Origin of the sequence: Exiguobacterium sp. s16 (assembly GCF_018618115.1) — a bacterium.
GTDB classification, from domain to species: domain Bacteria; phylum Bacillota; class Bacilli; order Exiguobacteriales; family Exiguobacteriaceae; genus Exiguobacterium; species Exiguobacterium mexicanum_A.
In genome coordinates this window covers 55443-70098 of record NZ_JACSLM010000008.1, presented here as the reverse complement: position 1 = coordinate 70098, position 14656 = coordinate 55443, and the positions used below count along the sequence as shown (strand labels likewise).

General features: G+C 48.6%; 11 protein-coding genes. All 11 read right to left on the bottom strand.

Annotated elements, in window-relative coordinates:
- Positions 1–8: 8 nt before the first annotated feature.
- The 11 genes from KNP86_RS12980 to KNP86_RS12935 all read right to left on the bottom strand — a co-directional run bounded on the left by KNP86_RS12980 (position 9) and on the right by KNP86_RS12935 (position 14647).
- A complete protein-coding gene (locus KNP86_RS12980) occupies positions 9–2501 on the bottom strand; it encodes a glycoside hydrolase family 38 N-terminal domain-containing protein (RefSeq protein WP_214754803.1) in 2493 nt (830 codons plus the stop codon).
- The gene (locus KNP86_RS12975) at positions 2498–3841 is read right to left on the bottom strand and encodes an FAD-dependent oxidoreductase (RefSeq protein ID WP_214754802.1); all 1344 of its coding nucleotides are present in this window, start codon (positions 3839–3841) and stop codon (positions 2498–2500) included. The genes KNP86_RS12980 and KNP86_RS12975 overlap by 4 nt, the downstream gene beginning before the upstream one ends.
- A gap of 20 nt (positions 3842–3861) precedes the next feature.
- Positions 3862–4686 (bottom strand): carbohydrate ABC transporter permease, encoded by an 825-nt coding sequence (locus tag KNP86_RS12970; RefSeq protein WP_214754800.1) that lies wholly within the window; start codon positions 4684–4686, stop codon positions 3862–3864.
- 13 nt (positions 4687–4699) lie between these two features.
- Positions 4700–5635, bottom strand: a complete 936-nt coding sequence (locus tag KNP86_RS12965) for a carbohydrate ABC transporter permease (protein ID WP_214754798.1) — start codon at positions 5633–5635, stop codon at positions 4700–4702.
- Positions 5636–5706: 71 nt separating this feature from the next.
- Entirely contained in the window at positions 5707–7029 is a 1323-nt protein-coding gene (locus KNP86_RS12960) for an ABC transporter substrate-binding protein (protein ID WP_214754797.1), read from the bottom strand.
- A gap of 159 nt (positions 7030–7188) precedes the next feature.
- Positions 7189–9525: a family 10 glycosylhydrolase gene (locus tag KNP86_RS12955; protein ID WP_214754796.1), complete on the bottom strand. Its 2337-nt coding sequence runs from the start codon at positions 9523–9525 to the stop codon at positions 7189–7191.
- 243 nt (positions 9526–9768) lie between these two features.
- Positions 9769–10719 (bottom strand): acetylxylan esterase, encoded by a 951-nt coding sequence (locus KNP86_RS12950; RefSeq protein WP_214754795.1) that lies wholly within the window; start codon positions 10717–10719, stop codon positions 9769–9771.
- Positions 10706–11590, bottom strand: coding sequence for an ROK family protein (locus KNP86_RS12945; protein ID WP_214754794.1), 885 nt, complete (start codon positions 11588–11590; stop codon positions 10706–10708). Before KNP86_RS12945 ends, KNP86_RS12950 begins: the two co-directional genes overlap by 14 nt.
- A 104-nt stretch (positions 11591–11694) precedes the next feature.
- Entirely contained in the window at positions 11695–12636 is a 942-nt protein-coding gene (gene manA, locus KNP86_RS12940; protein WP_214754793.1) for a mannose-6-phosphate isomerase, class I, read from the bottom strand.
- 121 nt (positions 12637–12757) lie between these two features.
- A complete protein-coding gene (locus KNP86_RS15735; protein ID WP_029594822.1) occupies positions 12758–13216 on the bottom strand; it encodes a PTS sugar transporter subunit IIA in 459 nt (152 codons plus the stop codon).
- A 12-nt stretch (positions 13217–13228) separates the two neighbouring features.
- Positions 13229–14647 (bottom strand): PTS fructose transporter subunit IIC, encoded by a 1419-nt coding sequence (locus tag KNP86_RS12935; RefSeq protein ID WP_285800909.1) that lies wholly within the window; start codon positions 14645–14647, stop codon positions 13229–13231.
- Positions 14648–14656 lie beyond the last annotated feature (9 nt).

The window sequence follows — 14656 nt, the reverse complement described above, 5'->3', positions numbered from 1 at the left end:
ACTAAATTCTATTTCTCTTCGCTCGTCACACGAATCGTCATCAACTCTTTCGGACGTATCCAAAATTCAGAGTCAAGCCGTTCCGTGACCTCTCCTGCCAACGTTACTCGTTCCAATTGTACCGCTTGTTCGAACATCAAACGTACCGGTACGCTCGCCTCAGTCGGATTGAACACTCGAATATCGGTCACCTTAGGTGCGACACCCGTCACACTTGAAAATACAGCCCCCTCTAATGAGAACCAATGACGCGCTGTCACCCCACTTGTTTGATGCACGATTGGCCGGCGTCGAAACGAAGTGATGTGCGTCCCCGTCTCCTCTTGCCGACTGAGGAGAAGCGCATATTCAAACGTATCTGTCCGTAGACATTGTGCACCCGGCACTTCAAATCCGGGACCTGCCCCGTTCCCACGCGTCCGTAAATCCCGACGTGACAACCAACCGACTGCTCGAAGCATCGTCAATTCGACGACATCTTCATCCTCATACGTACTTACTTCATACTCTTGAAGTCCACGATGAATGAGAGTTAAATCGTTAGCCTGTACAAACGAATACGTCGGTGCTTGCGCCATCACACACTCTTCATTCCGTTTGGCGTCGAATTTTTTATTACGTAACGTCATACGTTCATTCCAATCAAAAGACGTATCCGCAATTGTCCGATCACATGTGCCCGTTTTGAAGGCGACACGCAGTTTGTGATCTTTTGCCGTGTTGTTGACAGTTGTTTCGAAACGAATTAATGGATCCCCTTGATAAAGCGTGACTTTTGTCTGAATTGGTAGGGTCACAGTTTCGTCAGTCCCGGTCAGACGAGACGGATCAAGTCCGGTCGGAACTGTGAGCTCATAATCTAAATGAAGCGTCTGACGAACCGGTCCTGTTTCAATACGTGTACCGACGAGTCTGGCTTTGGTCAACTTGTCCGTTTCAGGTGGGGAATAGTTGTACGTATCGCCTGCATCCAAACTCGATAAGAACACGTGTTGTCCCGTATGGCGTTCGCCCGAAGCCCGGTCGGTAATCGTCAACATGTCATCTTCAATCTCAAGCCGAACCAATTCGTTCTCTATCCAAGCGTTTGTCGGCTCCACCTTCATATCAGCTGATTTAACGAGTTCAATCTCACAAACAGTCGAGCCCGCACCTTCTACTGGCAGTGTGAAGACGACGTCATACTCTACATATTCTTCATAATGGGGTTCAGCTAAAATATGACGCAAGAATAATTCTTTCTCTTCTCGCCGTACGAGATCAAAGCTTAAAGTCTCTCCGTTCAGTCGAAGGTTGATTCCTCCGACGTCAATCCGTTTCGGGACGCGGATTGTCGTCTCAATCGGAAGTGTCCGTTTATACGGTACCGTCGAAATGACGACGAGCTGATTGTTAAAGGTCTCGTCCAGATACGGAGCCGGATAGCACCGATCCAACTGCGTCTGTTCAAACTGACGTATCGCGGCCAATGCCCGCGCTGTACGAGTTTCCATCTCATCATGCACAGCATCGATACTACATCCACAAATGCTGTCATGCGGTTGATTTTGGAGAATCAGCTTCCAGACATATTCTCGGAACGCATCATTTCGTGACTCGGTCCCAAGAAAAGCATCTAAAAATCCAAGCGTATTGAGTGCCTCATCCTCGACGAGTTGATTGTCACGCTTCAAGTACGTTCGAGTCGACAGGACCCCTGGTAAAATAAAGATTTTTGACGGATCACGCTGTTCGCCGTGAATCGTCTTGGTCGGGGTATAATCCGCGACCGCTTCGAGATAGTCAGACATGAGCGACTGCCGAATCGGCAAATCGATTGTATTGAGCCGATCTTTCAAGTCAGGTGCCGTGAACGTATGGTCCGCTCCGTTCATGACCAAGTAGTGACCGCTCTTCACGTACGGGTCGTTCCGTTCGAGATAGTCAGCCAACTCTTCTTTAAACGATTGATGTTTCAAAAATGTTTGATAATACCCTTCGAATAGAGGCAACACGAACGTTTTCACACTCGAACCGTTCGGTGCCAACCATTCGTTCTCAAAGTGGTCTGATACCGCTCCCCGCCATAAAATCGCATGGTTAATTCCAAACTGTTCGAGCAGTTGCGGCATTTGCCCGATATGGCCAAACGTATCCGGGAGATAGCCGATGTCGTGTTTTGAACCGAGTTCACGCGCCATCTTCGTTCCGATTTTCAAGTTTTGGATGAGCGCTTCACCTGCGACTAAAAATTCATCCGCCAGGAGATACCACGGTCCGACTTCGATCTTGCCCTCTCGAATAAGTCGAACCAACACTTCATATTCTTCAGCTGAAACGACCTCTTTGTAATCATCGAGGACGACCGTTTGCCCATCGAGGAAGAAGTTTTCGAACTGACCGGCCTCTAGTCGATTGACGACATAACGCAACCCTTCCGTCAATTTGAACCGAAACGATTCAAACGATTCGTACCATTCACGGTCCCAATGCGTATGGTTCAATACGTGCACGTGCTTCATTGCATGACCTCCAGTCGTGCTCGGACCATGGCACCGTCCAGCTCACGCAATGCTGTTCCGGTCTGAAGCGACACGGCGGCCGCAAGACCTGCCGCCTCTCCAACATCTCGTAACGTCGGTTGGATTCGAAGTGAGGCTTGCATCAAAAACGTGCTCGAAATATGTCTTCCCGCGAAAATGACGTTTTCGACTTCGTGGCTAACGAGCGAACGGTATGGGATTTCGTAATATTCGCCTGCTTCATATTTTTTAGGCAGCTCTCCGTCTCCTTTGACACTGTGTACATCGACGTACCAATCTCCCCGCGCAATCGCGTCTACGAACCGTGCGCGCTTCGCATAATCGACTTCACTCAAAATATATTGTCCTTGGATACGATACGATTCACGAACTCCCAGCTGTGTCGCTTCCTTCAGAAGAAACGCTTGTTCAAATCCAGGTAGGCGATGAATTAAAAACTGACTGATTCGCTGAATCATTTGCCGTCCGATTCGGACCGCCTCTGAACGAACGAATGGATCGGTCGTGTCCGTCAATCGTGGGATATGCGGACAGTTAAAGGAGAAGACGCCAGGTTTTCCTGGTTGCGTGAACGCCTGAAAATATTTGAGGTCATCTTGACGCAGTTCTCCGGCTTCTAGCCCTTGTCGGAACAGCGTCTCAAGGACATGACCTTTCCCAGGTACCATAACAATCTCGAAAAAGTCAGGGTCTTCAATTCGGCAGAACGTCTCGCCTAGCTCGAGGATGTAGCTTCTGACACGTGGCAGGTCAATTCCTCCCATTTCAAAACGAAATGTCATCTGTTGGTTATGACCGTCAACATCTCCTGACACGACCGAGATTCCTGTCACACGTGCGATGACGGCGTCCGCAGACGCATCAATCACAGTCTTCGTTCCAATCGCAACTAAACCAGCGCATGTCTGGACGATCAGGTATGTCACACGATCTTGTTCTTTCACGACATCAATGACGACCGCATCATATAAAATATGACACCCTGCTTGATCGAGCAGTTCTTCGGTTACAGAGGTCAGCGCTTCGACGTTGAACCAGCGACAGTTCGTTGTGCCATCGTCCGTTCGTACTCCCCGTGTTTCCAACGCTTCGAGGATTAACCGATTAATGCCTCTCGGCTGAACGTGTGTCGGCATCATCGGAGAGACGAGTGCATTCGTCTGCGTTCCGCCGAGGGCAATCGTCTTCTCGATGACGAGTGTATCAAGGCCTTCTCGTGCTGCCGCAAAAGCTGCTGTCACTCCAGCCGTTCCACCCCCGACGACAACGCAATCAACGTCTCGCATAATCGGCAAATCATGTCCTGCATAGTGAATCATCTCTTCGCACCCTTTCTCTCTTATCCTTTTACTGCGCCATCCGTCGCCCCTGAGATAAAGTACTTTTGGAGCGCCATGAACAGAATCAATGTTGGGATCGTCGTCAAAATCGAAGCAGCGCTGATCAGTTTCAGGTTCGATCCATCAAAGTTTTGTGAAAGTTGCGCTAGCCCGATGGAAAGTGTATACATACTGCTCTCGCTCGAATTCAAGAGTGGCCATAAGTAATCTCCCCATGTACCCATGAACGTAAAGATGGCCAACGTGACGAGTGTCGGTTTGACGAGCGGTAACGCAACGCGATACCACACTTGGAAACGATTCGCCCCATCCAAATACGCCGACTCTTCCAATTCTTTTGGGATTCGTAAGTAGGCTTGTCGCATCAAGTAAATCCCGAACGCTGTCGCGACTTGCATAACAATCAATCCGACGTACGTGTTACGAAGACCTAGCTCACCAGCAAGTTGGAACAACGGCGCCATATACAATTGGAACGGCACCATCATCGTGGCGATAATCAGTGACAACACGATTCCACGACCGCGAAAGTCCATCCGTGCAAGCGGATAGGCCGCCAAACTACAAAATAGTAAGTTGAGTGGGATGGCGATGGCTGTCACGATGAACGTATTTAAGAAATATAAACCGAAGTTCGCTTTCGAAAACGAATCGGTAAAGTTCGCCAATGTCGGGTCCGTCGGATAAATCGTTCCGTAAATATTCTCACCAGGTGACTTCAATGCCATAAATAAGGTCACGAGAAATGGTCCGACTGTAATCACCGAGATGAACACCATCAAAGCATACAGCATCAATTTTTGTGTTATTCTTTTTCGTTTCATTAATAATTCCTCCTTAAGCCCGTAAATCGTCTTCGCGTGAGCTCGTCAACTTCATTTGAAGCAAAGACGCACCAATCGCGAGAAGGAGTAGCACGACCCCAGCTGCCGAAGCGATACTGACATCGAGTGACATGAATTTGTTGAAGATATACATGACGAGCGTAGTCGTCGCACCAGCTGGCCCACCACCGGTCGTAAGCGCAATCTCTTCAAACACTTTCATCCCGGCGATGATAGTCATGACAGATACGAGCGTGACCGAAGGAGTTAACATTGGTACAGTGATGCGCCAGAATTTTTGAACAGCGTTCGCTCCATCGATTTCTGCTGACTCATAAACATCTTTCGAAATCGATTGCAGTCCTGCCAAGTAGATGATCATGTAGTAGCCGAGTCCTTTCCACACCGTGATGGCGGAGACGGCGACGAGCGCGGTTGAGCTTTGAACAAGTAGATTCGTTGGATTGTCGAACAAGCCAAGTGAAACGAAAATCGATGAAATCGGACCGCTCTGTGAATAGAGCATTTTCCACATCAATGCCGCGACGACCATCGGAGTGACGACTGGCAAGTAATACAAGATCCGGAACGTCGAGACACCTTTAATCGCTTGGTTCACGAGGACTGCTAAAATCATTGGCAAAAAGATGTTCAATGGTAACACGATGATCAAGAAGAGAATCGTATTCCAAAGCGCGAGCCAAAACGTCGTGTCTGTAAAAATCTCTTTGAAGTTGGCGAGTCCGACAAACTCTCCTGTCCCCGCAATGATTTTATAGTCCAGTAAACTCCAATGGAACGCTTCGACAATCGGGATGACGAGGAACGTCCCAAGCACGATAATCGATGGGAGTAAGAACAGCCAAGGGGTGAGGAGGTTTTTATTCTTCCTTTTGACGGCCTTTGTTTTTGTGACCGACACAGGGATTGCTATGTTCTCTTTATTCATCTGTGGTTTCTCCTTCCAATAAAACAAGCTGAACCAAAAGGGGGGTCTCCTTTTGATTCAGCTCTCAACGTTTAGAATGTGACGCTCTCGCCAGACTTCTCGAAGGCATCATCCCAAGCTTTCGCAAGTGCTTCTACAGCTTCTTTTCCTGACATCTTACCTTGCATGTTTTGAACGAACATGTTCTTCGTCGATTCACGGAGTTCGGCGCTGTTCTCTGTCGGTGGGACAAGAACTTCTGCACGCTCCAATGATTTCGAAGCTTCCATCATACCGAGCGCTTTTGGAGAGTCTCCTGGATTCGTGAAGTACTCATCTTCGAGCGATGCTTTCGTTGATGGCAACACCGTTCCGGCAGTCTTCGCAAACTCAAGTTGGTTGTCAGCATTCGTTACGAACTCGGCGAATGCGACCGCTGCCTCTTTGTTCTTCGTCTTCGCAGGAACCGCAAAGTTCATGACGGCGACGTTGACTGGTGCGTCTGATGCTTCAAGTGGTTGTCCTGCTTTTGAGACGTTGTAAATGTCTGGTGCTCCAGTTTCAACTGGTCCAAGGAATGTCACGCCGCCTTCAAGGAGCGATGTATTGCCGGCCATGTACAACTCTTGACCTGTTTTGATTGATCCCTCGGCTGCTTCTTGTGGAATCAAACCTTCTTTATACATTTTTTGCATCGTTTCAAAGTACTCGATGATGTTTTCATTGTCTGCAAATGTAGCTTTTCCATCCTCGACGAGTGGCTCCCCTGCAATCGAGACCATTTTTTCCATGATGGCGTTCCCATCATTGATGACCGGATAGAACGCTGGTTTACCCGTCTTTTCTGTCAACATTTTCGACGCTTCATAAATACTCTCGGTTGAAGTTGGGACTTCTTTAATACCAGCTTGTTCGAAATGGTCACCGTTGTACCAAGACACAGTTGTCGTCAAATACCAAGGAAGTGCATACAACTTCTCTTCGAACATACCTGAGTTGTAAGGCCCATCAACATAGGCCGTTTTGGCTTCATCTGAGAGCAATCCGTCTAACTCGAGCAAGCCGCCCTGTGCTGCGATGTTTGACATGTAGTGCGGGTTCAAGTTGACGACATCCGGAACATCACTGCCTGTGAGTGAGGTCAACACTTTTTGTTCCATTTCATTTTGCGGGACATCTTCGATGACGACATCCACATCTGGGTGCATCTCTTCAAACTCTTTTTCAATGTCCGCAAAGTAAGAGTCGAATGGCTCGCCCGCAAGTGACGCCGTCCACATCGTGACCTTGCCTGACAATTCACCGTCTGACGATGCGCTTCCCTCACTCGCCTTATCATTGCTACACGCCATCAATCCGACTGATAATGCCGCGACCGATGCGCTCGCGACGATCCGTTTCGTACGTTTATTCATGTTCCATTTCCTCCCCGAGATAAAATAGAAAGCGTTTTCACAAATTCATCATATCGCTAAAGAAATCTATTTGCAATACTAAAATCAAAATGAAAATAATTTTCTAAAACAAAAACCCGCCCTATAATTAAGGCGAGCTTGGTTAACGTCTTTACAATGTTACTTAGCGCTGAATCCTTGACGATCAATCGCATACTGGTGCCATTGTTGCATATCGCTTACACGTGTGAGCAAACGTTCCTCGAGTTTCGGATCGATGTCATCACGTGAGGCCATTTCTGTAATCATCTCTTTGATTCGATTGAGATCATCTGTCGTCAATGAGCCATGGCGTGCTTTACGTTCAAGCGGCTGAATTTCTTTCGCAAGGGCACGACCTGCTTGTTTATCGATTCCTTTCTTCGGTATATACAGACTGTTCATCTCTTGTCGCGTATCCTTCAGCAAGGCCTCGATGGCAAGTAGTGGCTCTTCCCCTGGATTAACAGCCGTATCGCGCCATGGACCTTTTCCAAGCGCATCAACGGAAGGTGCGCTAGCTTGGCCGAATGCGAACATGTTGACGCCTGACGTTCCGTACTTCGCTGACAAGATGTCATCGACCGCTGCACCTTCGTTCAAGTGGTGATAGAACGAATAGATGCCGGTATAGTACATCGTTCCTTCAGGCATCAATTTCTTACTTGCCTGAACGGTCTTTTGGATACTGTTGAAGTCATGTCCGTACGCTTGCGGGATGACCGCATCAATATCATCTTTCCAATCACTGATGTACACTTCTTCCGCACCCGGTTCCGGCGTTGCCGTCAACATAAATTTTGCGTCGTTTTTCTTCGATACATCATGTAGTTTTTCGACAAACTCGTTTTCCCGCTCACGAACCCATGCTTGGAACGTATCCCACTCAGCCGAACCGGCTTTTAGGTCAATCGGATCGATTCCACTGACGTCTTTGTACAACGCTCGCGTCGGCTCACTGAATCCATATGCTTTATCGAACCCATGGTGTGGGAGACGCATATAGTCAATATTTAATCCTTTAATGTCGTATTTCTCTTCCATCTCTTCGTACAGTTCGAGCATATATTCCTGAACTGCTGGTTGCATGATATCGAGCCAGTAATAGCGACTTGATGTGTCCGGTGCAGGTTGTCCAGTCGTATTCGTACGTTGCACGGCTGCCCATTCTGGATAGTTCTTAAATTGTGAAGGCACACCGAGACTCGCTTCCCCGACCATAAATCCATCCGTCCATGCATGTACCGTCATGCCACGTTCTTTCGCCTCCGCGATATAGGCAGCGAGAATATCCGTCCCGTGTTCGCCAAAGTCTCCGTTTTTAAAGTTCGGATGCTGTGTCGGCAAGCCATATTTGTCTTGGACGGCACTCGGATAGATTGGATACCCCCAGAATGTTGTCTCCAAATAGACCGCGTTGAAGCCGGCCCGCTCCATCCGATCGAGTACCGTTTCGACGCCGGCGAGTGTCGACTCTTTCGGTCGATGCCACACGGCCCGTTGTTCGGCCACACCCGAATCGATGGAATAATAGTACGCATCATAGGCATGTTGGGTCGCTTGTCGTACTGTATCGAGTGCGACGACGGGATCAGTCTCCGCATTCGCCTGCTCGAGTAGTGCTCGAGCTGAACCGAGTGCCTCTTCGGCTAAATCAAACGGGACGTCAACCCACTCAGCTTTTGCTTGTTCAATCGACTGCTCGGCCTTTTCCATCGCCTTTTCACTTTGGAATGCGTAACTGTCTACATCTTGGGTGATGGTGACGACTCCATTCGTGACATCCACTTTCGCTCCGATGATGCTATTTGCTGACAGGAACGATGAGTTCACGCCGTGCCCACTGACAACAAATCCATTTTTCGGGATAGCAGAGTTGCCGCCACCAAGCTTCGTCACGTAGCCGTTTTCTACCGTGATTTCATAGCCATACACGTTCGTTTTCGTTGTTTCTCCAAAAGCTGGTGTATAGACAATCAATTGATCCGGTCCACGGAATCCATCAAACGGCGCACCGTCCGGGTTCGTCTGACGCGTCGGATCGACTGCGTTCGCCTGTTTGGCTTCTTGTTTCTGCACAGGTTCATCTAAAAAGATGCGTTCTCCCGTTTCGAGTTGTTGTAAAAACGATTTGATTTCTGCTGTCGTGTCTTTACCTGTCGAGAGAACGAGTCCATTTTCTGGGATTGGGCTATTTCCGCTCCGTTTCTCGACAACCGTGTACGTGTTAATTCCGACTTTCTCCAACACGACTTCTGTACTGGCTGGATTTGTCTCCGTATAGTAGCTGAATTGGTCGTTGAAGATAATGAGCTGGTTTTGATTCGCGAGTTTATTGATTCCGCCAATCACCATCTCATCTCCTGATGCATCGACGACTTTCAATACGTCCTTCGTGGCCGCTTCCGATTGCAGCGGTAGTAAGCTTCCAATCAACGTCAAGCTGAGTGCTGAACTAATCATTGTACGTTTTGACATGTGATTCATCTCCCTTAATAAAAGTAAACGCTTACAAAAACACCATAGCACATGACCATGTAGGCAAAAATAATCATTTTACTTTTATGGAATTTATTGAAAATTATTTTCAATTTGTTTTTATTAAAGCAGTCTATACCTTTCATGAAGAAATCGACTAAGGCTTAATACCTATTTCCAAGACAAATGACCTTCATAAAAAAATCTATGAAAAAAACTCCATCAAAATGATGGAGTCGGGAATTATATATAATTGGAGACAAATTTTAATTTTTCTTCTTCATGCCAACTGGATAGTCCATGGGCATATTCCGGATACACCCGTAACTCTTTTTCTCCGCCTAATTCTCGGTATAAGGCATATGCCGTCGAAGGAGGACACACCTCGTCTAGCAGGCCGACACCGACCATGACCGGGCACGTGATTCGACGGGCAAAATTGATGCCATCGATATATCGCAACGTATCATAGATTGCTTTCTCCTGTTGGTGAAGAGGATCGTGGACTTTAAAATAATGAGAAATTTCCAGGTATGGTCCTCGGACGGCCAGCTCGACCCCGCGTGGAATATCACAGAGGAATGGGATATCAATCAAGGCAAGTTTTACTTTAGGGTGCAAAGCACTGACACCTAGGCCGATGCCACCACCTTGGCTACCGCCCTCCACAATCGCGGACCTGCTGCCAGACAATTCAAGCGCGACATCAAGCGCACGTAACGAATCTAAGATGACGTTCGTATAGTAATAGCCCTCTTTATTAAAAATCCCTTTCGTCATCCAACCTGAAGCGCCACCCATCGGATACGAAATCATCTGGTCAGCAACCATGCCTTGATCACGCGTTTCGACCAACAGCACGCCTATCCCCTGGACGACATATTTCATCGCGATATGGGGTTCATGTGTATTCCAGTCATATCCGTGATACATGACGACGACAGGAAGCGACTCATCCAAAACGTTCGGTGAAATATACGTCGCATGATGAAGAATCCCTTCTAGCGACTGATACTTGATTTGTTCAACCATCACATTCCGAATATAAGAATCGAGCCGTATACGTTCAATCGAGAGTGGAACGTCTCGCAATGCCTCTAGCTTAGATTCCCAAAACGAATCAAAGTCGTCCGGCAATGTCACGTGCGATTGGTAGGCCTCGAGCTCACGGACTGATCCATCAACGCCGGGCATGGTGTATGTCCTCTTTATAGATGGCGAGGGCTAACGCACCTTTTAATCCCGCAAAATCACCTAATGTTGGTGGCACGATGTACGTTTCGACATTGTCCACATACTGATTTTGAATATAGCCATTCAACTTCTCTTTGAATGCCTCCCGAACTTTCGGGAACACATGTTGTTGCTTCATGACCCCACCACCGAGGATGATTCGTTGCGGAGCAATGATGAGGGCAAAGTTCATCAACGCCTGAGCGAGATAATCCGCTTCAATATCCCACGTTTCATCTGTCTCATCCAAAAGATGACCTTTGATACCGCTCCGTGCCTCGATCGCAGGTCCTGATGCGAGTCCTTCAAGACAATCACCATGATACGGACAGACACCGTTCGAGTCGTCGCTCGGATGACGTCTGACTAAAATATGCCCCATCTCTGGGTGACCCATCCCATGGACGAGTTCCCCATCGATCACGGCCCCCGCTCCGATCCCGGTTCCGACGGTCATGTAGACGCAACTAGATACATCTTTGGCCCCACCGAATTTCATTTCTCCAAACGCTGCTCCGTTCACATCGGTATCAAGGATTACTGGGACACCAAAATGTGATTTGAGTGTGTCATACAGCGGGTAGTTGGCCCATTTCACTTTCGGTGTCGTCGTGATATGACCATACGTATCACTTTCTGGATCCAAATCGACCGGACCGAACGTGCCGACACCGAGCGCCTCGATTGATTCGCCCGCAAAAAATTGAAAGATGCGCGCCATCGTCTCTTCTGGCGTCGTCGTTGGAATCGAGGTATGTCGAATGATCTCCCCAGTCCCCGTCCCAATCCCACATACCATTTTCGTACCGCCTGCCTCGATTGCTCCAAACATGTATGTATCCCCTTTCATCTCATTTCAGTTCCACTTTATGCCTTTTTAAATGGTTTGACCATGATTTCTTACAAAAAAGACATCGTCGCCGATGCCTTTGCTTATTAAACTGTTACTCGGTCGCTCACAATCCATTCCATTGCTCCGACTACTTGTAGCGGTTCTTCTGAGACGGTCACGACAACGTGATCGCCTTTTTGAAGCGGGATTCCATCAAGTGTCCCGGCGCCGTCAAGCACGCTGATGAGTCGGAAACGGTCAAGCTGCCGGACTTGGAATCCATCACGGACGTCCATACGGTACACATTGAACTCTTCTGTCTCGACGAGCGTCTGGACCGTTCCACCTGATACGTCCTTTGACGTCGGCGTAACGAGCGCCGGACGGTCTGGGACGGTCGTCACTTCAATCGCTTGATTGAGATGAAGTGCGCGCGTGTTGCCTGCATTGTCTGTTCGGTCAAAATCATACACTCGATACGTCGTGTCAGACGATTGCTGTGTCTCGAGGATGACAATCCCTTTTCCTATCGCATGAATCGTTCCGCTCGGTACGAATACGAAATCTCCCGCTTTCACGGGTTGACGACGTAACAACTCGTCCCACTCCCCGTGCTCAATCTTGTCTGTCAGCTGTTGCTTCGTCTCGGCCGAGTGGCCGAGAATCAGCTCTGCCCCGTCTTCGGCCTCGACGACATACCAGCACTCCGTCTTCCCGTAACGCTCGCCTTCGAGTCGCATCGCCTCTTCATCGTTTGGATGGACTTGAACCGATAAATCATCAGCGGCGTCGAGCACTTTAATCAAGAGTGGAAATTCATCAAGCGTATACGTCCCGAACAACTCTCGGCGTTCCTTCCATAACTCAGCGAGCGTCTGTCCTCCAAATTCTCCAGACTCGATCACGCTCATTCCATTTGGATGAGCTGAGATACCCCAACATTCTCCGATATTTCCCTCTGGAATATCATATCCGAACGAGGTTTCGAGCTTTCGGCCACCCCACAAGCGCTCCTGAAAGACTGGTTTACATTTTAAAATAGCCATGGTTTTCCTCCTAAAATCGGTACTTCATTTGATTTTATTAATATAACATATTTTTTTGGGATTTGATTCCAATTTAATAAACGACATGTCAATAGGACGCTCATCTTGAGCGCCCTAGATCTTATGCATATACGGTCTCTAGTTGAGCGACGACTTCCTCGACTGTCGTCGCCGCCTTCAATTGATTACGGAACTCATCATCAATGAGACGTCGGCTCAAGAGAGCGAGAATCCGGAGATGTTCATCTCCTTCTGCCGCTTCTGGTACACCAATCATAAAAATCAATTTCGCCGGTTCGCCGTCGAGACTATCCCATTCGATGCCGGCCGGCGCTTTCGCAAACGCAATGACCGGACGATTGACCGCATTTGTTTTTCCATGCGGAATCGCGACTTCAAATCCGATCCCGGTCGAACTGAGCGCTTCCCGTGCTTCGAGCGCTGCCACGTATGCCGCACGATCATTCAAGTATCCCGCTTCGTCTAATTTTTGCGTCAACACCTCGAACGCTTCTTCACGTGATGTCGCCGCCAAGTCCAATTCAATCAATGCTTCTTCCATGTAGTTCATGAGTTTCATCTGTATCTCTCCTTACCCGACTTGTTTGAGTGATTCCGACTGTTTGACTTTACGCTGTGCCCGTTCTTTTAAGAAAATCGTCGTGAACGCTGTGATGAGCGATCCGATGATGACGGAGACGAAGAACATGATGACGTTGTCGACAGCACCGAGTACAGCGACGACCGGTCCGCCATGAGGGACGTTATTCGTCACTCCGACCGTGATAGCGATTGCCGCCCCGACCATCGCACCAATCATGTTCGCTGGAATGACACGAAGCGGATCCCCGGCTGCGAATGGGATGGCCCCTTCTGTGATTCCGACTAGCCCCATCATGAAGGCTGCTTTACCAGCTTCTTGTTCTTCTTTGACGAACAGTTTTTTACGAATGAACGTGGCAATCCCCATACCAAGTGGTGGGATACAAATCGCGACTGCGATGGCACCCATGATGCCCGTCTGTCCTTCGGCAATCATTGAAGCCCCGAACAGGAAGGCAACTTTGTTGACTGGACCACCCATATCAAAGGCGATCATCGCTCCAAGTAAGAGACCTAGGACGATTTTACTCGACCCTTCCATGCCTTGAAGCAAAGTTGTGAGCCCTTCCATCAATCCGGCAATCGGTGCCCCGACAACGAAGATGAACAGCGCTGCGATAGCGACCATACTGATAATCGGGATGACGAGAATCGGCATAATCGGTTGAATCATCTGTGGCACTTTCCACGTCTTAATCCAACGAACGAGATATCCGGCTGCAAAACCTGCTAAAATCCCACCTAAGAAACCAGCGCCTGCCTCGGACCCATAAAAGCTACCGTTCGCAGCGATATAACCACCGACGACACCTGGCGCGAGGGCTGGACGATCCGCAATCGCGTAGGCGATATAACCGGCTAGGATTGGAACCATGAACATGAAGGCCGCTCCACCGACATCTAATACTTTTTGCCAAATCGAACCTTCCGGAATCGCAAGACCGTTCGCAGTCGGCTCACCACCGATAGCTAACGCAAGGGCAATCAACAGACCGCCGACGACGACGAATGGAATCATGTGACTGACACCGTTCATGAGGGCCCGATAGACGATGTTTCCGTCTTTCCCTTTTTTCGTCTCCGATGTTTTAGTTGATGCTTTTTGCACCGGTGCTGTTTTGACTCGTTCAATCAATTCGGCAGGCTGTTTGATGGCATCAGCGACCGGAACGACGACGATACGTTTTCCTGCAAAACGCTCGAGGTCGACCGTCTTATCGGCGGCGATGATGACACCATCCGCCTCCTTGATTTCTTGTTCAGTCAATCCATTTTCAATTCCGATTGACCCGTGTGTCTCGACTTTCACATCATGCCCAAGTTCCGCACCCGTCTTTGACAGCTTTTCAGCCGCCATGTACGTATGCGCAATTCCGACCGGACAAGCCGTAATCGCAACAATCTTCATATCCGTATT